Genomic DNA, 21,016 nt, shown 5'->3' on the forward strand with positions numbered 1-21,016 from the left:
GGCGCGTCCCGGGGCAAGCATCCGGGTGCATTTTCGGTCTAAAATGGCGCAATATGCCGTGGTAGCGGGTTAATTCAGGTCAGGCGCAGTTTAGGTCAGGTGCAAGGTCAGGTGTATGGGGCGTTATATCGACGATATCCTGCAGCCCGATGAGAAGGTGCTGTATTCCAGCAATGCGCACTGGATATTCTTCCTGCCGGCGATCATGGCTTGGGTCGTGGCCGTCGCGCTCTTCGTGGTCTCGGGCATGGTCCCGCCGGGCCCCCTTGTGCTGGTCTGCATGTCACTGGCCGCGATCGTCGCGATCTTCGCCCTGTACAGGACCGTGACCGCCTGGTTCCACCGCTGGATCACCGAGATCGACGTCACCAATCTGCGCGTCGTCCACAAGACCGGCTTCATCCAGCGCAAGACGTTCGAGATGAGCCTCGACAAGGTCGAGAGCGTCGACGTCAGCCAGAGCATCCTCGGCCGCCTGCTCAACTACGGCGATGTCGAGATCTTCGGCGTCGGTGAAGGCGGCAAGATCATCAAGACCATTGCCTCGCCGCTGGAATTCCGCAATGCCATCACTGCGCGATAGGAGCGGCGCGCCCCCCATGGCCATGCAAGCAAATCACGCCGGCGCATCGGGCAGCACGGTCGATCCGGCCGAAGTCGCAAAGTTTTCAAAACTGTCGGACGAGTGGTGGGACCCCAGGGGCAAGATGGCCCCGCTGCACAAGATCAACCCGCTGCGGCTGACCTATATCCGTGACGCGGCCTGCCGCAAGTTCGAGCGCAACGTCAAAAGCCTGAATTGCCTCGGTGGCCTGCGCATCCTCGACATCGGCTGCGGCGCCGGCCTTTTGTGCGAGCCGTTCACGCGGCTGGGCGCGCAGGTGATCGGGATCGATCCCTCCGCCAGCAATATCGCCGCCGCCAGGCTGCATGCCGACAAGGGCCATCTGTCGATCGATTACCGCTGCACCACGGTCGAACAGATGGACGTGCGCGAGCGCTTCGACATCGTGCTGGCGATGGAGGTGGTCGAGCACGTCACCGACGTCGGCGTCTTCCTCAACCGCTGCGCGGCGATGCTCAAGCCCGGCGGGATGATGGTGGTCTCGACTCTGAACCGCAACTGGAAAAGCTTTGCGCTGGCGATCGTCGGCGCCGAATACGTGCTGCGCTGGCTGCCCCGCGGCACCCATGAGTGGAACAAGTTCGTCACCCCCGACGAACTCGCGCAGCATCTGGCCAACAACCGGCTCGCCATCACCGAACAGGCCGGCGTGGTCTATAACCCGCTCGCCGACAAATGGAGCATCTCGTCCGACATGGACGTGAACTACATGGTGGTCGCGGAGGAGATGTAGGCACACTCTATCGTCGTCCCTGCGAACGAACGCAGGGACCCATAACCACCGGCCGAAATGGCCAAACAAGATCAGCGTTCCGAGCATGTACCACGTCTACATCCTCGCAAGCCGGCGCCACGGGACCCTGTACATCGGGGTAACGAACTCCCTGCAGAAGCGGATCGAGCAGCATCGCAACGGCGAGGGCTCTTCGTTCGTTAAGACATACGGCGTGTTTCGTTTGGTCTACGTCGAATCATACGATCGTGCGGACGAAGCGATTGCGCGAGAGAAACAGCTCAAACGCTGGAAGCGCGACTGGAAGATCGAGCTCATCGAGCGTGAGAATCTTGAATGGCGTGACCTCAGCGATTTGCTGGTTTAGCCCGACCTCTCTCCCCACGTCGTCCCTGCGAACGCAGGGACCCATAGCCACCGATGTGGCGACTGAAAAAAGGTCACTCCCCGCGTGCCTTGTAACAACGGCCGCGGCGTATGGGTCCCTGCGTTCGCAGGGACGACGATGAGTTGGGCTCTGCAACCAGAGACCTTGGCGTGATCGCAATCCTTGTCGTGCTTCCTGACTCAATGCCTGCGTCAATCCGAGACCTCTCCCTACGTCGTCCCTGCGAACGCAGGGACCCATAGCCACCGATGTGGCGACTGAAAAAAGGTCACTCCCCGCGTGCCTTGTAACAACGGCCGCGGCGTATGGGTCCCTGCGTTCGCAGGGACGACGTGAGATTTGGGTTTGCGACACGAGATTTTTGCGTAAGCGCAATCCTGTCATGCGCGGTTTCGGTTGACCGCGTGCGCGGCGACCGGCACGGTGCGGCGCCCTCCCGCCGGTATTTTCATGTTCACGATTGCCTCGCTCTGGATTCCCTTCACCCTTGTTGCTGCGCTCGGCCAGGTCGCGCGCAATGCGATGCAGCGGTCGTTGACGGGGCCGCTCGGCACCTGGGGCGCGACCAATATCCGCTTCCTGTTCGGCTTTCCGTTTTCGATCCTGTTCCTGGCTGTGGTGCTGGTTGCGACCGGCGACAAGGTGCCATGGCCGGCGCCTGTGTTCTGGCCGTGGCTCCTGCTCGGAGCGCTCAGCCAGATCGTCGCGACAGGCATGATGCTGGTTGCGATGAACGACCGCTCCTTCGTGGTGACGACGGCCTACATCAAGACCGAAGCAATCCAGGCCGCGATCTTCGGCTTCATCTTTCTCGGCGATCACCTCACCTGGCTCAAGGTGATCGCGATCGTCATCGCGACGGCGGGCGTGGTCATCACAGCACTGCGGCCCGGCGGCGAAAAGAGCTTTGCGGAGGTCAAGCCGACCATCGTCGGCCTCGTCGCCGCAGCCTTCTTCGCATTGTCGGCGGTCGGCTTTCGCGGGGCCGTTATTTCCGTGCCCGGCGTGTCGTTCGTAACGGCAGCGTCCTGCACGCTGGTGGTCGGCCTGTTCGTGCAGACGCTGGTGCTGACGATCTACCTGCTCGCCCGCGCCCCCGACGTGCTCCGGAAGATCCTCGGATTGTGGAAGCCCTCAATGCTGGCAGGCTTCATGGGCGCGTTCGCCTCGCAATTCTGGTTTCTGGCGTTAGCGCTGACGGCCGCCGCCAACGTCCGGACGCTGGCGCTGGTCGAAGTGCTGTTCGCGCAAGCGGTGGCGTATTACTCGTTCAAGCAGCCGCTGTCGGCGCGTGAATTCTCCGGGATTGTGCTGATTGTGGCTGGCGTGGCGCTGCTGGTGGCGGCGTGATTCCAAATTCGTAGGGTGGGCAAAGGCGCACTTGCGCCGTGCCCACCATCATCATGTCGATGTGAGATGGTGGGCACGCTTCGCTTTGCCCACCCTACGGAAGCTAATTCCGATCATCCGGCAGTACCGGCAGCGGCGACACCTCGACGCCTTCGTCGATCAGGGCGCGGGCTTCGTCGGGCGAGGCCTCGCCATAGATCGGGCGGTGCTCGATATCGCCGTAATGCATCTTGCGCGCTTCGTTGGGGAAGCGCTCGCCGACATTGTCGGCGTTCCTGGTGATGTGATCGCGCAATTCCTTGATCTTGGCGCGCAGCTCGCGCTCCTGCGCCATCAGCAGCGGCGTCGACTCGGATGCCGTTACCTCCGTGCCTGTGACTTCCGCGGCCGGCACGGTGCGCGCGTCCTCGCGCCCCTTCTTGCTGACGATCTGCGGGGCCATGATGGCGCGCTCGACCTTGACCGAGCCGCAGGACGGACAACTCACCAGCTTGCGCTTCTCCTGGCTTTCATAGGCCGACGAGCTTTGAAACCAGCTTTCGAAGCCGTGGCCACGTTCGCAGCGCAGGCTGTAGCGGATCATGCCGACCCCCGGACCAGATGCAGGTGCTCCGGGCCGGCCTTGGGGTCGACGATGCCGAAGCGCCGACCGTGCTGCAGCGACGGCACGGTTTTCCGCGCGGCCTCCACTTTGGAGGTATCGATCTCGGCGAGGAACACGCCGGGCTCGACGCCGCCCTCGGCGAGGATCTCGCCCCAGGGCGCGATGATCAGCGAGTGCCCATAGGTCTCGCGCTTGTTCTCATGCATGCCGCATTGCGCGGCGGCGAACACGAAGCAGCCGGTCTCGATGGCGCGGGCGCGCAGCAGAACATGCCAATGCGCTTCGCCGGTCTTTCGGGTGAAAGCCGACGGCACGGTGAGGAACGAGGCGCCGCTTTCGGCCAGCGCCCGATAAAGCGCCGGAAAGCGCACATCGTAGCAGATCGTGAGCCCGATCCGGCCCCACGGCAGGTCGGAGATCACGGCGGTCTCGCCCGGCTGGTAATTGGCCGATTCGCGATAGCTCTCGCCGCCGGGCAGGTCGATGTCGAACATATGGATCTTGTCGTAGCTGGCGAGCAGATTGCCCTCAGGCCCGATCAGGAAAGAGCGGTTGACCGCGCGCTCCGGCGAGAAGCGCAGCGCCAGGGAGCCGATGTGCAGATGGATTTTCAGCTCCGCCGCCAGCGCGCGATAGGCTTGCAGCGATTTGTCGTCCTCTCCGCTGGCCAGATGCTCGAACAGCGCCGTGCGGTTCAGCTGCATCATGTTGCTCACCTCGGGGGTGAGCACGTAGTCGGCGCCCTGGGCCGCCGCCTCACGGATCAGCCGGATGCCCTGCTCCAGGCTCGGCTCCGGCAATAACCCGGTCCGCATCTGCACCATCGCGGCGGTGAAGGTCGGGGCGACGCTCATGATGCTGCCTTTTCTCCCGCCAGCATCGCGTCGAGCTTGCCCGCGCGGTCAAGCGCATAAAGCTCGTCGCAGCCACCGACGTGGGTTGCGCCGATGAAGATCTGCGGAAACGTCGCGCCGGCGCCGGCACGATGGTACATCTGGTCGCGGTAGGTGGGATCGCTGGAGACGCTGAGTTCGGTGAACGCGGCTTTCTTGCGCGTCAGCAGCGATTTGGCCGCGGTGCAGTAACCGCAGCCCGGGCGGGTGAAGATTTCAACGGCGGTCATGGCACGCTCTGGTTCGCAAGGTCCGGAAATGACAAGTCTTTGAAGTACAAGTCTTTGAATTATATGGGGGCCCGATGGGTGTCCACAACCCGCGCGAATACCAGCACGTCGACTTGCGCGGCCCTGGCGCGCAATAAGGCACGGGCGCAGGCGTCCGTGGTGGCGCCGGAGGTCAGGACGTCGTCGATCAGCACCACGCGGCGGCCCTGGATGTCGGCGCTGCGGTCGGGGGCGACCTTGAAGGCGCCCTGCACATTGCTGGCGCGCTGCGGCCGCGACAGCCCGATCTGCTGTTCGGTCGCCCGGACCCGCCGGAGCGCTTCGGAAGCCAGTTTCACCCCGGTTTGACGCGAAATCACCCGCGCCAGCGCGCCGGACTGGTTGTAGCGGCGGCTCCAGCCGCGCCGCCAATGCAGGGGAACCGGCACCAGCACATCGGCTTCTTCGAGCAATTCCTGCCCCGTGCGCGCCATCCAGCGGCCCATCGCCGGCGCCAGATCGGTGCGGTCCTGGTATTTCAGCGAATGAACCAGCGTGCGCGCGACGTCGTCATAGCGCACCGCGGCGCGGGCGCGCTGATAGGCCGGCGGATTGGCGATCGCCTCCATCGACAGCAATTCCGGGCCGGGATCGTAGACAAAGGGAATGCCGAGCCGCGGGCAGTAGGGCGGTTCGATGAACGACAATTTGGCCCAGCATTCCGCGCAGACGCCCTCGCCATCGACCGGCTCACGGCAGGAAACGCACAGCGTCGGCAGCGCAATGTCGAGCGCCAGCCTTGGAATATGCGCGAACACCTCGCGGCAGGCGCTCAACGCGCCTCGTAAATGGGTGAAGATGGAGCGTGGTGGTGATGCCTCGGCGCCCATGGGGCGAGGCTAGCGCCAGGGTGCGTGCGGCTCAAGCGGCGAATGCCGAGCATTTCACCAAGCAAAAGATCCTCATCCCCGCGCAACGGCTTCGCCGTTGTCGCTGGAGGAGCGGCCACTTGGCCGCGTCTCGAAGGATGGGCCACGGGCCGCATGGTTCGCCCGGCTACGCGAAGCATCGTCCGGAGACGCGCGAAGCCGCGCTCCTCACCATGAGGGATCGAGACGGATTGCCACCAAGCCGATAGTCAGCGTACCAACCGCCATGGCTCCGAACCCGACCACAGCCCCCGTCCTGTTCGACCGCGCGCTGTTGCGCGCGCGGCAGGATCGCGCGCGGCGGCTGGGCCCCGCGACCTTCCTGCTCGATCGCGTCACCGAGGACATGGAAGAGCGGCTGGCCGCGGTGACTCGGGAGTTTTCCGACGCCGCTGAAATCTGGACGCCGGGCGAGGTGCTGCGCAAACCGCTGGCCGATCGCTTCAAATCCATCGCCCGGATCGAACCGGATGAAACCGAAACGCTGAGCCTTGCGCCGGAATCGCTCGATCTTGCGGTCTCCGCGCTGGCCTTTCAGTTCGTCAACGATTTGCCCGGTGTGCTCGCACAGATCAGCCGCGCGCTGCGGCCGGATGGGTTGCTGCTGGCGGCCATGATCGGCGGCGATACGCTGACCGAACTCCGGCAGGCCTTTGCGCAAGCCGAGGCGGAATGCGAAGGCGGCGTGTCGCCGCGCGTCGCGCCGTTCGCCGATCTGCGCGATGTCGGCGCGCTGCTGCAACGCGCGGGCTTTGCGCTGCCGGTCACCGATGTCGATCGCGTGGTAGTGCGCTACGACAGCGCGTTGGCGCTGATGACCGATCTCAGACGGATGGGCGCGACCAACGTCCTGGTCGAGCGGCGGCGGACGCCGACTCGCCGCGCCACGCTGCTGCGAATGGCGCAGATTTACGGCGAGCGCTTTGCCGACGCGGACGGCCGCATCCGCGCCACCTTCGACGTGGTCTGGCTGTCCGGCTGGGCCCCGCATCAAAGCCAGCCCAAACCGCTGCGGCCAGGTTCAGCGAAAGCGAGTCTCGAGGCGGCGGTGAAGCGGGCGCCGAAGTAAGCGGCGGCTGTCCGGACCATATGTCCGTGCCGAGTGACGTCCATCACAGTGGTGCCGTGCAGGCTTGTGTAGATCACGAACGAGGGCGGATGGGACCGCCGAGCGGCAGATAGGGGATTATCAGCCATGACAACACACTCCGACGCTCATTTCGATAGAGACCTCGGCAGCGACACTGAACACAATTTGCGTCGCGCGCGCATAGCCGGTTATGTGCTGCTTGTGGGTCTTTTCCTTGAGGTTGTGAGCTGCGTAATTTGGTTTCATGGTGTCGAGACCCTGGCTTCGATGATATGCGTCGCGTTGGTGGCCGGAGGTGTCGCGGGAGAGCTCTTCTTTGAATACAGAGCCAGACTGGTCGACAAGGGCACGCCCATCGCCGCGCCCTCCATCAGCAAGGTTGAGCAGCTGGAGCCGGGGTACAGCTGGTCGAGGACCAGCGTGATCAGGACAGGCGTGCACGGGCTCGGCGAACTCGTTCGCGCTGGCATTACATCGCCTTCGCCGAACAGTCCCAAGCTGCTGCCAACATTTCCCGAACGAGCTCGCAGAAGCCAGCCACCGCGACGGCGAGAGCGCTTTGCGTCGAGCAAGGCAGTTTGTACGTAAGAACCTTGGGCAGCTACCAGTGGCGTGATGGCGCCTACACAAGGCTCGCTTGGGTGTTTTTGGAGTCGACGTTCGCTGTGGCAGGTTCGTTCAAGGCAGTCCGCAACAGGCGATGCGGATTGAAATCGCTCATTGGCCTTCGTAGGGCGGGTTCTCTTTAACCCGCCGCTTGATTGCGAGATGGCGGGTTAAAGGGAACCCGCCCTACGGACTACGGACTGCGCGACTGCGCGACTGTCGCAATTTCCTTCCAGCCGAACTGCGTCGCCCACTCGGGCAAGCGCAATCCTGCGTTCCGGGTGCGACAAATCAACCCGACGGGCAAATCAGTTCTGCTTATCGGAATTCATGTCAAGCCCTGAAATAAAAAATATTTCGCTTTTACAGAAACAAAAATCAGTTTATGTCTTCGCCCATCCCGTTCCGCCAGAGGGGCGTATCATGATCGTCACGATCGTTGGGACGGGTCGCGGTGGACGCTGGCAGTGCCGATAACGAACGGCGCGAGAGCGTACGGCAAAGGCGTGTGGTCCTGACGTCGCGGTGCTGGCGTCAATGCACCTGGAGGCAACTGCTTCTCAGGGCGCAACGGTGGCAAAAGAGCCGTTCACCGGGGAGAGCTCGTTATAAGCCGTAAAGCCATTGCGCAGGGAATGTCGGATGTTCTCCGCTGCCCTGTATGCTCGTGTGCGCACTTCCTTGTGCACATTGCACACGAGATCGCGGGTGCAGCGCGCATCCGGCATTCCCTGCGCCCTCTCCATTTCTGGAGAGGAGCAAACGGACGCAAACCTCGGGCGCAATGTGCCGCGAGAATGCAAACACATATTCAGTTGTCATCGCCCGGCTTGACCGGGCGACCCAGTATTCCAGAGAAGCTGATGATAGAACTGAGAAGCCGCGGCGTACTGGATCACCCGCTTTCGCGGGTGATGACAACCGTCTGGGCGTCTGTCACGCGTGTTTCGATCACCACGTCATCCCGTCGACCGCCCACTTCACAACAGCAAATCCAGCAGATGCGGGATCAGCGGAATGTCCGCGGCCGGCATCGGGTAGTCGCGCAGTTTGCCGGCGCGCACCCAGGCCAGTTGCTGGCCCTCGCGCGGGGCGACCTGGCCTTCCCAGCGCCGGCAGATGTAGAGCGGCATCAAGAGATGAAAGGTCTCATAGGCGTGGCTGGCAAAGGTCAGCGGCGCCAGGCAGGGCTCGCTGACGTCGATGCCGATCTCCTCATGCAGTTCGCGGATCAGTGTCTGTTCGGGCCGTTCGCCGGGCTCGACCTTGCCGCCGGGGAATTCCCACAGGCCGGCGAGCGGCTTGCCCTCCGGACGCTGCGCCAGCAGCACCCGTTTGTCGGCGTCGACCAGCGCGCAGGCGACCACGAGCGTGAGTTTGATGTCGGCCATGCGCCCCTTGTCCGCCGAAATATCGAGCTTCATCTGAAAGGTTTTATTAACGAGCAAATCGCCTGACGCCAAACGCTTTGTTAACGCGGTTTGCGCGTCCGAATAAGCTCGATGTTAATCTGCCGCGGCTAGGATTTGCGCGATTTTGCCACAGAACAGGCCCGTCCCATGCGCGCGCTTCCCGCCCTGCTCAACCGTTTTCGCCGTGACCGCTCCGGCAATATCGCCGTGCTGTTTGCGATCGCGTCGTTGCCCATCATGACCGCGGTTGGATGCGCGGTGGACTATTCGCTGGCCACCCAGCTTCGCAGCAAATTGCAGTCGGCGGTCGACGCGGCCAGCGTGGGCTCGGTCTCCAAGCTCTCGCCCGGCTTCATCGCCGCGGGGTCGATGACCTCGGATGGACCGATCGCGGCCGGCGTCACCGATGCCACCAATATCTTCAACGCCAACATGAACGGCGTGACCGGCTACACGCTCACCAGCATGACGCCGGTCATGACCAAGGCCGGGAGCATCATCACCTCGACGGTGCAGTTCTCCGCAACGGTTCCGACGACGTTCCTCGGCGTGATCGGCAAGAAGAATGTCACCGTAACGGGCACCTCGACCGCTACCACCAGCATGCCGCTCTATATCGATTTCTATCTGCTGATGGATAATTCGCCATCGATGGGCGTCGGCGCGACGCCGGCCGACGTCAGCAAGATGGTCAACAACACGTCGGACAAATGCGCGTTTGCCTGTCACGATCTCAACAACACCAACAACTACTACAAGCTCGCAAAGACCCTCGGCGTGACCACGCGGATCGACGTGCTGCGCAGCGCCACCCAGCAGCTGATGGATACAGCCGCCGCGACGCAGACCTATTCGAGCCAGTTCCGCATGGCGATCTACGATTTTGGCGCCTCGGCGAGCACGGCCGGGCTGCGAGCCCTGTTCTCGCTGTCGTCCAGCCTGTCGAGCGCCAAGAGTGCGGCCGGCAACATCGACCTGATGACCGTCCAGGGCCAGAACCAGAACAACGACCAGGATACCCAGTTCACCAACATCATTCCCGCGATCAACAACGTGATCACCGCGCCCGGCGCCGGCACCTCCGAGGCGCCGCTGAAGTATTTGTTCTTCGTGTCGGACGGCGTCGCCGACGAGTACAATCCGGGATCGTGCATCAAGCCGACCACCTCCAGCGGACGCTGCCAGTCGCCGCTCAACGCGGCGCTCTGCACCGCGATCAAAAATCGCGGCATCAAGATCGCGGTGCTCTACACCACCTATCTCGCGCTGCCCACCAACTCCTGGTACAACAGCTGGATCGCGCCGTTCAACGCCGGGCCCTATGGGCCATCGCCGAACAGCCAGATCGCGCAGAACATGAAGAGCTGCGCCTCGAGCGGATTGTATTTCGAGGTCAGCCCGACCCAGGGCATCGCCGAAGCGATGAACGCGCTGTTCCAGAAAGCCATCGCCGACGCCCGGATCAGCAGCTAGTACCACCGTCATTCCGGGGCGATGCGAAGCATCGAACCTCAGATGCGCAATTGCGCATCGGGGAATCCAAGGATTCCGGGTTCAGTCCTGCGGACTGTCCCGGAATGACGATTTCAGGACCGGTAATCGCCGTTGATCGCCACGTATTCCTTGGTGAGGTCGCAGGTCAGCACGCGGTCGCGGCCCTTGCCGAGGCCGAGCGAGATCTTGATCTGGATCTTCGGCGCCTTCATCGCCTCGGAAACCTCCGCCTCGTTGTAGGACGGATCGCGCGCGCCGCTTTTGGCGACGCGGATGCCGTTGAACGAGATCGACAGCTTGTCGCGGTTGGCGGGCTCGCCGGCCTTGCCGACCGCCATCACGACCCGGCCCCAATTGGCGTCCTCGCCGGCGATCGCGGTCTTCACCAGCGGCGAATTGGCTACCGACATCGCGATCCGGCGCGCCGAGATTTTGCTGGTCGCGCCCTCGACGATGATCTCGACCAGTTTTCGCGCGCCTTCGCCGTCGCGGGCGACCTGCTCCGCAAGATCGGCGAGCACGCCGCGAAACGCCTTCGTGAAAGCTTTCAGCCTCGGATCGCTGGCGCGCGTGATCTTCGGCGCGCCGTGCGCGGCGGCCGTGCCGGTGGCGAAGGCGAGCAGGGTGTCTGATGTCGACGTGTCGCTGTCGATGGTCAGGGCGTTAAAGGTGTCCTCGACACCGCTCTTGAGCAGCGATTGCAGCACGGCAGACGACAGCGGGGCGTCGGTGAACACGAACGACAGCATGGTCGCCATGTCGGGCATGATCATGCCGGCGCCCTTGGCCATGCCGTTGATGGTGACCCTGGCCTTGCCGAGCTTGACGGTCGCGGTGGCGACTTTCGGAAAGGTGTCGGTGGTCATGATCGCCTTGGCCGCGTTCATCCAGTCCTCGGGGGCCGCGCTGTCGGCCAGCGTGCCCAGCACGCCGTCGAATTTGGTGGCGTCGAGCGGCTCGCCGATTACGCCGGTGGAAGCGAGAAACACCTCATTTGGTTTGCATCCGACCGCCTTGGCGGCAATCGACGCCGTCAGCGCCGTAGCCTGCCGCCCGGTCTTGCCGGTGAAGGCGTTGGCATTGCCGGAATTCACCACCAGCGCGCGGGCAAGCCCGCCCTTGGAAGCGGTGCCGCCCTTGAGTTGGGCGCGGCACCATTCCACCGGGGCGCTCGGGCATTTCGATTGGGTGAAGACGCCGGCGGCATTGGTCCCCGCGTCCATGATCGCGAGCAGAACGTCGGTGCGCCCCTTGTAGCGGATGCCGGCAGCGGCAGTGGCAAGCCGCACGCCCGCGATCTCGGGCATGTCGGGAACTTCGGTCGGGGCGAGGGGGGAGACGGCTGATGACATGAGGGCGCATCCGGGAGAAGAAAAAATGGATCGTCATGGCCGGGCATAGCCGTCCGAAGGACGGCGTCGCTTACGCTCGCCTGTGTCCCGGCCATCCACGCCCTTGTCTCGCTCAGCGATGCCTAAAGACGTAGATGGCCGGGACAAGCCCGGCCATGACGACTGTAGATACTATTGGCTTCACCGAAGTGACAGCGAATTTTACTTCTTCGCCGGCGCCATCTTGGAGGCGTCCGGCTTGGCGGCCTCGGCGGGCTTCGCCGCCGGCTCGGCCGGCTTGTCCATGCGCTCGACCTTGGCGGCTTCGCGCAGCTTCGCCACGTAGTCGGCCTGCGCCTTGCGCGTCACGTAGGTTTCGATCTGGGGCTTGACCTGCTCGAACTCGGGCGCCTTGCGGTTGCGCTTTTCCTCGACCTTGATGATGTGCCAGCCGAATTGCGACTTGACGGGGTCGGAGATCTTGCCGGGCTCGAGCACGAACGCCACCGCCGAGAATTCCGGCACCATCTGCTCCTTGGTGAAGAAGCCGAGGTCGCCGCCGTCGGAGGCGCCGGGATCCTTGGATTTCTTCTTGGCGAGGTCGGCGAAATCGGCGCCCTTCTTCAACTCTTCGGCGATCGTCTTGGCCTCGTCCTCGGTCTCGACCAGGATGTGCCGGGCGTGGACCTCGGCTTCGCCGGTGATCTGCTTGGAGGCCTCCTCATAGACCTTCTTCATGGCCTCGTCGGTGGTAGCAGCCTTGCCCTCGGTGGCGAGCAGGCTGTCCATCAACAGCCGGCTGCGCGTGAACGCCATGCGCCGCTTGAAATCCTCTGAATTCTCGACCTTCTTGTCCTCGGCGGCCTTGGCGACGATCTTCAGGTCGATCAGGAAGGCCAGCACGTTGTCCTTCTTGGTCGCCGGGTCCATCTGGGCGAGGCTGGGGCCGAGTTCCTCTTCGGCCAGCGCGACGTCGCTCTGGCGGATCTCCACGCCGTTAACCTTCGCCAGAACGGGGTTGTCCTGGGCACGGGCCGGCAGACCGGCGGCCAGAACCGCGGCCAGGCAGGTCGTCAGGGCCAAGGTGACCTTCAAGGAGGCCAAGCCGAAGCGCAGGCCGGTTTTCGTTTCCGGGAACGGGGAGGTCATGCAAAATCCTTGTCTTGAAGATGGGAATGCCGGAGGCGGCGGGACACTCGCCCAATCGTGGCACCTTGGCAACGCGAAAACTCTGTCAAAATGATGAATTCCTTGACATCTTGGCGGCGTTGACAACCCACCGGCCCAGCCATATCTCTGCCGGAACCCATCGACGGCGATAGCGCTTATTTTACTGGGCTTTTTGCCGTTGAACCTTAGCTTGTCTAAATCCCACTCACTTGGCGGACGACCCCCGGATCGGGTGTTTGCCGCGACGCGTCACGGTGAGTTGATAGGCAATCTGGTGGACCACGTCACGGCTGCAACGCAAGACACGGCCAGGACTTAGGGCCGAGGCTTAAGGCAAAGACAGGAATTCGGCATGATCGGCGCGCTCGCCCGCAAGTTTTTCGGCTCCGCAAATGACCGGCGGGTGAAGGGATATCAGTCCCGCGTCAACGCCATCAACGCGCTCGAGCCCGAACTCGCCGCGCTGTCGGACGAGGCGCTGAAGGCCCGCACCGCCGAATTCCGTGCGCAGCTCGCCAATGGCAAAACGCTCGACGACCTCCTGGTTCCGGCCTTTGCCACGGTGCGCGAGGCGGCCAAGCGCACGCTCGGCCAACGGCATTTCGACGTCCAGCTGATCGGCGGCATGGTGCTGCACGAGGGCGACATCGCCGAGATGAAGACCGGCGAAGGCAAGACGCTGGTCGCGACGCTTGCGGTCTATCTCAACGCGCTGGCCGGCAAGGGCGTCCACGTCGTCACCGTCAACGACTACCTCGCCCGCCGCGACTCCGAATGGATGGGCCAGATCTATAATTTCCTCGGACTGACCGTCGGCGTGATCGTCCACGGCCTCGACGATGCCGAGCGCAAGGAAGCCTATTCGCGCGACATCACCTACGGCACCAACAACGAATACGGTTTCGACTATCTGCGCGACAACATGAAGTACCGCCTGGAAGACATGGTCCAGCGCAGCCATTTCTACGCCATCGTCGACGAGGTCGACTCGATCCTGATCGACGAGGCGCGCACGCCCTTGATCATCTCCGGGCCGCTCGACGACCGCTCGGAATTCTACAATACCATCGACACCTTCCTGCCCAAGCTCGACAAGACCGATTACGACGTCGACGAGAAGCAGCGCACGGTGACGCTGACGGAAGCCGGCATGGAGAAGATCGAAACCCTGCTGCGCGACGCCGGCCAGCTCAAGGGCGAGTCGCTCTACGACATCGAGAACGTCTCGGTCGTTCACCACATCAATCAGGCGCTGCGCGCCCATTCGCTGTTCAACCGCGACAAGGATTACATCGTCCGCGACGGCGAGGTCATCATCATCGACGAGTTCACCGGCCGCATGATGCAGGGCCGGCGCTATTCAGAGGGCCTGCACCAGGCGCTGGAAGCCAAGGAACATGTCCAGGTTCAGCCGGAAAACCAGACGCTGGCCTCGATCACCTTCCAGAACTATTTCCGGATGTACGCCAAGCTCGCCGGCATGACCGGTACGGCGCTGACCGAAGCCGACGAATTGTTCGACATCTACAAGCTCGAGGTCGTGGAAATTCCGACCAACGTGCCGGTGGCGCGTCTCGACGAGGACGACGAGGTCTATCGCACCCAGAATGAGAAATATGCCGCGATCCTGGCCGAGATCGAACGCGCCAATGCGCGGCTGCAGCCGGTGCTGGTCGGCACCGCCTCGATCGAAAAGTCGGAAGTGCTGGCCGAATACCTGAAGAAGCACGGCTACAAGCAGATCGATTTCGGTTCTGAGTCCGGCATGGAGAAGCTCTATGCCGCGGCGCGCGCGGGCAAGCCTGCGAAACTGTTCGCGGTGCTGAACGCGCGCTTCCACGAGCAGGAAGCCTATATCGTCGCGGAAGCCGGCGTGCCCGGCGCGATCACGATCGCGACCAACATGGCCGGTCGCGGTACCGACATCAAGCTCGGCGGTTCGCTCGAGATGCGGATCCTGCAGGAGACCGCTGACATCACCGACGAGGCCGAGAAAGCCGCCAAGATCGAACTCATCAAGGCCGATATCGAGCGTTTCCGCGAGATCGTGCTGAAGGCCGAAGACGTCGTCGAAATCGAGCCCGCCAAGGGTTCGAAGCCGGCCAAGACCGTCAACAAGCCCGGCGGGCTCTATATCATGGGTTCGGAACGCCATGAATCGCGGCGCATCGACAACCAGCTGCGCGGCCGCTCCGGCCGTCAGGGCGATCCCGGGCGCTCGAAATTCTTCCTGTCGCTGGAGGACGATCTGATGCGGATCTTCGGGTCCGATCGGCTCGATACCATGCTGACGCGGCTCGGCCTGAAGGAGGGCGAGGCGATCATCCATCCCTGGATCAACAAGGCGCTGGAAAAGGCGCAGCAGAAGGTCGAGGCGCGCAACTTCGACATCCGCAAGAATCTGCTCAAATTCGACAACGTCCAGAACGACCAGCGCAAGGTGATCTTCGACCAGCGCGTCGACCTGATGAAGGACGACAGCGTCGCCGAGACGGTCGCCGACATGCGCCACGCCTTTGTCGAGGACGTCGTGACCAAGCACGTGCCCGAGCATGCCTATGCCGAGCAGTGGGACGTCGCCGGACTGAAGGACGAATTGAAGCGCGTGCTCGACGTCGACCTGCCGGTCGATGAATGGGCCAAGGAAGAAGGCATCGCCGACGAGGAATTGCTGGCGCGCATCGACAGGCATGTCGATGAGCGGATGGCGGCCAAGGTCGCGCAATGGGGCCCCGACGTGATGCGCTACGTCGAAAAGACCATCCTGCTGCAGACGCTGGATCATCTCTGGCGCGAGCATCTCGTGATGCTCGACCATCTGCGCCAGGTGATCGGCCTGCGCGGCTACGGCCAGCGCGATCCGTTGCAGGAGTACAAATCGGAAGCCTTCAGCCTGTTCGAGGCGATGATCGCGCACCTGCGCGAGGCGGTAACGGCGCAGTTGATGCGCGTCGAGATCGTTCCGCCGGAAGAGCAGCAGCCGGTGTTGCCGCAGATGGAAGCGCACAAGCTCAATCCGGATACCGGCGAAGACGAAATGGCGTTCGCCAACGTGTCCCTGGTGCCCGAGGTGGCCGCTGCCGACCGCGATCCCAAGAACCCCGCCACCTGGGGCAAGGTCGGCCGCAACGAGGATTGTCCCTGCGGCTCCGGCAAGAAGTTCAAGCACTGCCACGGCAAATACGGTTAGCCATATTTCACGGGGTAGCTGAACGCTTCGCCCGGACAACGCTCTCGTTGTCGAAGTGCGCAGGCGTCCGGGACGCCACGGATGGAAGGCGCTTCAGTCGGCGGCGTTTTTCCAATAGACATGCTCGCATGCCTTCCGACCTCGTGCAAAATCACCTGCGCCACATCGCCAAGCAGGAAGCCAAGTTTGGGGCCGACAGCGAAGAGGTCGCGGTCGCGCTCAATACTTTGGCTCGCCTGATCTGCCAATACCAAGAGGCGGCGGACGCCGTCCCTTACTTCGAGCGCAGCATTGCGATACGCGAGGCACTCAAAGGCCCGGAATCGATCCTTGCCGCTCTAGACGACTGGATCGACAAGAACAGCTTCGAACTCACGGAGCCGTTTCTCCTCAAGCGGCTTGCCATCGAGGCAGGCATTTTGGGGGAGGTCGATCCGCGCATCGCCGACCAATGCGACGGCATCGCCGCGAGATATCACGATCAAAAGCGATGGCATGAGGCCAGGACGTTTCTCGAGCGCAGCCTCGCGATCAGGGAGCGGCTTAATGGCGCTGACAGCGCCGAGGTGGCGGTAGCTCTCGAAGCGCTGGTCGAGGTGTGTCTCCGCTCCAGGGAAAGGGAGCTGGCCGACCAATACCTTGAGCGCTGCATCAAGACACTGGAGCGCCTATTCGGGCCAAGCAGCGGGGAAGTGGCGGCGGCGTTGGTTTCCCTTGCGGTGGTTTACGTCAATTCAAGCACGCTGCAGCACAGGGGCATCAAGGCCGACGCCAAAAGCAAATCGCGGCCCATGATTGTGCGAGCGCTTTCTATCAAGGAAGACCTGTTCGGGCCGGATAGCCTCGAAGTGCGAAAGGCGCTGGAAGCCACGGCGCGAAGCTACCTTGATTGCGGAGAGTTTTCGGAGGCCGAGCCGTTGTTGAAGCGCTTGCTGTCGATAAGCGAGCGCGTCTACGGAGATGACGCGGCTGCGTTGCTCTGGATCCTCGTCGAACTGGCTGATGGATATGCGAAGAAGCGGTCTGCTCTGGCCGAGCCGGTGATGAAGCGAGCCTTTGCGGTCATGCGAACGCTTCTCGACGCGAGAAACCCGACAAGCCACTGGGAGATGACGGATGCTCCCGGAAACAGGACTATCCTGTATAGCCCGCGCACTGGTCTTCTCGAGCGGCTGATTGTCGCGTCGGAGAGGGTCCGCAGCAATCTCAGGAGAAGATGGGGCGCCGGATATTGAAGGAGCAAGGTTCGCTGCGCGCCCGCTTCCGCTCAATCACTCCCCTTCGAGCCTGTATCGCAGATAGTCAGCCAATATTTTCCGGTTTGCAGCATCAAGAGAACTCGGGGGAGGCGGGCGTCGATCGGCGAGCGCCCTCGCTATGGTATAGCAGCCGTCATCACGCGCGGCGATTTTGTCGACGTGAAAGCCGATGATGACATCGAAGGGATGTTCGAGTTCCTCCGAGTTCAATTCTGAAGCCAGGCCGCTGGCAGCCTCCCAGCGAGACGAACGACGTAGGACATCCAGCAAGCGAAGTCGCGTATCGATCGATACTCCGGCGCGGCCGTACACATGGCCGGCCGCCTTGACACGGTGCGCGCTGGCTTGCTCGGTGCCACGATCATCGGCAGCCCACGCTGCGCACAGCGCATTGGAGAATGCGCTCTCTGCCTCGCCCCTCATCGCAAACAAGGCAGCCTGTAACAGAAACCGCCGTTCCACGGACGACGAGAACGAACTTGCGACCAGCGCTCGATATTCAGGACTGGAGGCGTTGGTCCGATCTATCTCATGTCCCTGGTCGATGCTGCGCGCGACAAAACCGCACGAAGGGCATTCCTGCAGCCACATTTCCATCGTGTCGCGCTCCATCTCGGGTGGGCGCTGATCGAGGTCAGCCGAGCCGGACGCGTTCGTACTCAAGAGGATCCAGTGATCCGAGTCGGTCCCGCAATTGCAGCAATGAATGGTTCTTCGGTCGCAGTCCGTCATACGAACTCTCTGAATGGCCTCATGCGCGGTCGCTTCAACCTGACCACATTCCTGCTGCCTGGAGGTTCCTGCCTCCACCTACATAGCGCGTACGACAGGATCACCAAAAGCCCCGTTCGCGGAGGCGCAACACGGCTGTCAAATGGGATCGGACGCCCTATTTCATCGCCGAGAAGCGGCTGACGAATGAATTAGACGAGAACATCGGCGCCGATCAGGCCACCTGGGCGGGGCGTTGCAGCCGGAGCCGGGGTATCTGAAACTGAGTGGTCCGAACCTGGCAACAAAAGCACTCAGCCGCCGAAGCGATAGTTCAGCTTGACCAGAACCTGATGGATGTTGAAATCGATGGCATCGTTGTAGGCGGCTACCGCGACACCACCCAAAGCCTGCTGCTGTCTGCCGACATCGAAGCCGTAGTAATTGTACTCGCCCGCCACGCTCCAGTTGCGCGCGAATCCGTACTCAAGGCCGGTGCCGACGACAAAACCGTCAACCCGGGTGCTGGATTGCCCTAGAACCGCGCCCGTCGCATTCAGCGTGTTCGAGAACTTCAACTCGGAATTGGCATAACCGCCCTTCACGTACAGCAGCGATGCCCCGAAGGCGTATCCGAGGCGGCCTGCAACACTCCAGATATCGCCAACCGTCGTAGCGCGGGTTCGCGGCGGCGCCGCGATGACGGCGGCCGAGGCGCTCTGATCGAACCAGCTATAGGCACCTTCGACGCCAACGACGAAGCGGTTCGAGAACTGGTACTGATAGCCGACCTGAGCGCCGCCCGTGAATCCGGCGGGTTCGGGACCGTAGCCGACCGACGTAACGATGGCGCCGCCAACGCCCGCGGTTTCGTTATGGGTGTAGGACGCCGGCGCCCAGGCATATCCAGCGTGACCGCCGATGTAGAAGCCGGTCCAGTTGTAACCGACATCGACCACGGCCGGAGCTTTGGTATAGGGCCTGGCGCCGAGGTCGGCGGCCGAAGCCGAAACGCAACCGAGAACCAGTAGTGCTGCCGAGGCCAAAGCTGATTTCATGGGCGAATCAATCCACTGAAAAAATTCAGCCCAACTGTCTCATGGAACTGGAATCCAGTCTGTGCCTTTTGAGCAACCACAGGCTGAAATCATCAGCCGCGAAAGCGGGTTGATCCGGTACGCTGCGCGCCTTCGACAAATCCACGCACCCTCGACAAATCCAAATGTCAGGAAATGCTGGCCGCCCCGCTGGAGCCCGTGATCGGGCGCGCCGAGGGCGAGACCCGATGGGGGCATGACGGCTCTCAGTTGCTGGAAGAGCCGAAGCCCCTTTACTTCATCGCCCCAAAACGGCTGTCGAACGAGTTCGACGAGACGATCGGCGCGGATCCGGCCACCTGGCTCTCCCTGGTGGCGGGCGCGGGTGCCACGGCCGCGGTATCGGTTACCGACGGTTTGAGCGGCGGCCGGCTGGCGGTTTGCTTGGCTTCGGCCTTCGGTGCTGACGTCTTCGGCGCGGCGGCCTCGGGACGTGGCGCCGGCTCGGTCCGCTTGGCTTCGATGACCTTCGGCTTCGCGGGCGGCGCGTTGCTTGAGGTGCTCGCGGTCGCATCGGCGGCGCCGCCAATGCCGACCTTGCGGGCCAGGCTGGAGAACCATCCGTCGGATTGCGAGGCCGGCGCGGCGTTGGCGACCCGGGTGGGCGCCGGCGCCGAGGCTGTCGGTCCAGCCGTTGGCGCGGTGGCGACCGCAGCAAGCTTCGGCTCCTGCGGCGCGCCGAGCAGGAGATTGTCCGAGGGCGCGCGCGGCGGGTTGACGTGGGAGGGGATGGTGCCGGGTGCGCGGGCCAGCGAGAGCGCCGCCAGTCCCTGGCTGTCGCCGCCTTCCGAGAGCCCGGTGCTGGCTTCAGGAACGCGCGCGGCGAATATCTTGTGCATGCCGCCGTCGATGCCGGTGTTCAGCCGCGCGACCGGTGTGCCCTTCGAAATCAGCTTGGCGGTTTCTGCCGCTTCGGCTTGCTGCTTCTCGCGCACGGCGTCGGCGACTTCCTCTGATATTGCGTAGGCCGGGCATTTGGCCGACGCGTCGAACACCGGCTCGCGCGTGGCGTTGGGCGCCTTGATGGCGTCAAACACGTATTTTTTCTCGCAGAAATCGACCTTCGGCTCCTGCTTCGTCACCTCGAAATGATCGTAGCCTTGCTTGATCATCTTCCAGAACGGCATGTGCGGGTTGTTGCGATGCTTCGCCATGTTGATTGGCGTCATCTTGAACGGATAGGCCTGCAGCTGGAACGATTTCTGACCGCCGAAAAAGGATTCGCGGCCCAGCGAATAGATTTCAGCGATCTGCTCGTCGGTCATCGCGTAGCAGCCGCGCGAGGAGCAGTCGCCATGCACCATCAACTGCGAGCCGGTGCGGCCAAGCGCCTTGTCGAATGCGTTGGGATACCCGGTGTTGAATGACAGATAGTAGGCCGACTGCGGGTTCATCTGCGCCGGCGAGATCGAGTAGAAGCCTTCCGGCGCCTGGCGGTCGCCCTCTTTGATCTTCGGTCCGAGATCGCCCGACCAGCGGCAGATCGGATAGGTCTTCAGCAGCGCGAAACGGCCAGAACGATTCTGCTTCCAGATCTCAAGTTCGGCTTCCTGCTTGAACAACCGGACCAGGATCGGCGAATTCAGGTCCATATCCTTGGCGACCATGTCCGCGACCAGTTTTGGCGGAACTGGCTGGTTGGCCTTGGCGTTATTGGCGAGCGAAATCTCGTCGCTATTGCAGCCGGCCAGCATGACGCTGGCCGCGAGGGCAGCCGACGTGATGAGCGCGCGAACCAGCGAGCGATAAATCAAAAGCTAAGCTCCACACCCATCAGGCAGATGTCGCACCCCAACCACAGCGTCATGCCCTGAAGCCGATGTATAAAATCTTACCCTTTAGGCCGTTTTGTCGCAACTCGAAGAGGCTGCGCCACCCGGTTCGTTGGCGGGCATGGTCAACAGACCATAAAGAACGGGGTCGGG

19 protein-coding genes are annotated in these 21,016 nt (G+C 62.8%); 8 read left to right on the forward strand and 11 right to left on the reverse strand.

All coding sequences use genetic code 11. The features are described from left to right. Positions 1–115: 115 nt before the first annotated feature. The 4 genes from ACSQ84_RS22025 (at position 116) to ACSQ84_RS22040 (ending at position 3,096) form a co-directional block, all read left to right on the forward strand. Entirely contained in the window at positions 116–583 is a 468-nt protein-coding gene (locus ACSQ84_RS22025) for a PH domain-containing protein (RefSeq protein WP_436213807.1), read from the forward strand. Positions 584–599: 16 nt separating this feature from the next. Further along, complete coding sequence (gene ubiG / locus ACSQ84_RS22030) at positions 600–1,358, forward strand: bifunctional 2-polyprenyl-6-hydroxyphenol methylase/3-demethylubiquinol 3-O-methyltransferase UbiG (protein ID WP_436213808.1); 759 nt, start codon at positions 600–602, stop codon at positions 1,356–1,358. Between the two features lie 85 nt (positions 1,359–1,443). Next, on the forward strand, positions 1,444–1,725 hold the full coding sequence (locus ACSQ84_RS22035; protein ID WP_436213809.1) for a GIY-YIG nuclease family protein: 282 nt from the start codon (positions 1,444–1,446) through the stop codon (positions 1,723–1,725). A 471-nt stretch (positions 1,726–2,196) separates the two neighbouring features. Then, positions 2,197–3,096 carry an EamA family transporter gene (locus tag ACSQ84_RS22040; protein WP_436213810.1) on the forward strand — a complete coding sequence of 300 codons (900 nt, stop codon included), beginning with the start codon at positions 2,197–2,199 and terminating at the stop codon, positions 3,094–3,096. 103 nt (positions 3,097–3,199) lie between these two features. Here ACSQ84_RS22040 and ACSQ84_RS22045 read toward each other — a convergent pair whose 3' ends face one another. Genes ACSQ84_RS22045 through ACSQ84_RS22060 form a run of 4 tightly spaced genes read right to left on the reverse strand, consistent with a single transcriptional unit; the run spans position 3,200 to position 5,692 of the window. After that, positions 3,200–3,679 (reverse strand): DUF1178 family protein, encoded by a 480-nt coding sequence (locus tag ACSQ84_RS22045; RefSeq protein WP_436213811.1) that lies wholly within the window; start codon positions 3,677–3,679, stop codon positions 3,200–3,202. Further along, complete coding sequence (locus ACSQ84_RS22050) at positions 3,676–4,554, reverse strand: carbon-nitrogen hydrolase family protein (protein WP_436213812.1); 879 nt, start codon at positions 4,552–4,554, stop codon at positions 3,676–3,678. Before ACSQ84_RS22050 ends, ACSQ84_RS22045 begins: the two co-directional genes overlap by 4 nt. Further along, on the reverse strand, positions 4,551–4,823 hold the full coding sequence (gene grxC / locus ACSQ84_RS22055; RefSeq protein WP_436213813.1) for a glutaredoxin 3: 273 nt from the start codon (positions 4,821–4,823) through the stop codon (positions 4,551–4,553). Before grxC ends, ACSQ84_RS22050 begins: the two co-directional genes overlap by 4 nt. Positions 4,824–4,882: 59 nt before the next feature. Further along, positions 4,883–5,692 (reverse strand): ComF family protein, encoded by an 810-nt coding sequence (locus tag ACSQ84_RS22060; protein ID WP_436213814.1) that lies wholly within the window; start codon positions 5,690–5,692, stop codon positions 4,883–4,885. A gap of 265 nt (positions 5,693–5,957) precedes the next feature. On the opposite strand from ACSQ84_RS22060, the gene ACSQ84_RS22065 reads away from it, so the two are divergent. Further along, the gene (locus ACSQ84_RS22065) at positions 5,958–6,800 is read left to right on the forward strand and encodes a methyltransferase domain-containing protein (protein WP_436213815.1); all 843 of its coding nucleotides are present in this window, start codon (positions 5,958–5,960) and stop codon (positions 6,798–6,800) included. Between the two features lie 263 nt (positions 6,801–7,063). On the opposite strand, the gene ACSQ84_RS22070 is transcribed toward ACSQ84_RS22065, so the two are convergent. Continuing rightward, on the reverse strand, positions 7,064–7,291 hold the full coding sequence (locus ACSQ84_RS22070) for a hypothetical protein (RefSeq protein ID WP_436213816.1): 228 nt from the start codon (positions 7,289–7,291) through the stop codon (positions 7,064–7,066). Positions 7,292–8,407: 1,116 nt separating this feature from the next. Further along, entirely contained in the window at positions 8,408–8,818 is a 411-nt protein-coding gene (locus ACSQ84_RS22075) for a (deoxy)nucleoside triphosphate pyrophosphohydrolase (protein WP_436214086.1), read from the reverse strand. A gap of 168 nt (positions 8,819–8,986) precedes the next feature. Between ACSQ84_RS22075 and ACSQ84_RS22080 the strand changes: the two genes are divergently transcribed. Further along, complete coding sequence (locus ACSQ84_RS22080) at positions 8,987–10,312, forward strand: TadE/TadG family type IV pilus assembly protein (protein WP_436213817.1); 1,326 nt, start codon at positions 8,987–8,989, stop codon at positions 10,310–10,312. A gap of 113 nt (positions 10,313–10,425) precedes the next feature. Here ACSQ84_RS22080 and argJ read toward each other — a convergent pair whose 3' ends face one another. After that, on the reverse strand, positions 10,426–11,685 hold the full coding sequence (argJ, locus tag ACSQ84_RS22085) for a bifunctional glutamate N-acetyltransferase/amino-acid acetyltransferase ArgJ (RefSeq protein WP_436213818.1): 1,260 nt from the start codon (positions 11,683–11,685) through the stop codon (positions 10,426–10,428). Positions 11,686–11,886: 201 nt separating this feature from the next. Next, entirely contained in the window at positions 11,887–12,813 is a 927-nt protein-coding gene (locus ACSQ84_RS22090; RefSeq protein WP_436213819.1) for a peptidylprolyl isomerase, read from the reverse strand. 373 nt (positions 12,814–13,186) lie between these two features. Between ACSQ84_RS22090 and secA the strand changes: the two genes are divergently transcribed. Both secA and ACSQ84_RS22100 read left to right on the forward strand, forming a co-directional pair. Continuing rightward, on the forward strand, positions 13,187–16,024 hold the full coding sequence (gene secA / locus ACSQ84_RS22095) for a preprotein translocase subunit SecA (RefSeq protein ID WP_436213820.1): 2,838 nt from the start codon (positions 13,187–13,189) through the stop codon (positions 16,022–16,024). 128 nt (positions 16,025–16,152) lie between these two features. Next, positions 16,153–17,259, forward strand: coding sequence for a tetratricopeptide repeat protein (locus ACSQ84_RS22100; RefSeq protein WP_436213821.1), 1,107 nt, complete (start codon positions 16,153–16,155; stop codon positions 17,257–17,259). 36 nt (positions 17,260–17,295) lie between these two features. On the opposite strand, the gene ACSQ84_RS22105 is transcribed toward ACSQ84_RS22100, so the two are convergent. From ACSQ84_RS22105 to ACSQ84_RS22115, 3 genes are all read right to left on the reverse strand, one after another. Continuing rightward, positions 17,296–17,880 (reverse strand): hypothetical protein, encoded by a 585-nt coding sequence (locus ACSQ84_RS22105; RefSeq protein WP_436213822.1) that lies wholly within the window; start codon positions 17,878–17,880, stop codon positions 17,296–17,298. A gap of 428 nt (positions 17,881–18,308) precedes the next feature. Next, positions 18,309–19,052: an outer membrane protein gene (locus ACSQ84_RS22110; RefSeq protein WP_436213823.1), complete on the reverse strand. Its 744-nt coding sequence runs from the start codon at positions 19,050–19,052 to the stop codon at positions 18,309–18,311. Between the two features lie 272 nt (positions 19,053–19,324). Further along, complete coding sequence (locus ACSQ84_RS22115) at positions 19,325–20,845, reverse strand: L,D-transpeptidase family protein (protein WP_436213824.1); 1,521 nt, start codon at positions 20,843–20,845, stop codon at positions 19,325–19,327. Positions 20,846–21,016 lie beyond the last annotated feature (171 nt).

The sequence above is a fragment of the Bradyrhizobium sp. LjRoot220 genome (assembly GCF_964252915.1).
Classification (GTDB): Bacteria; Pseudomonadota; Alphaproteobacteria; order Rhizobiales; family Xanthobacteraceae; genus Bradyrhizobium.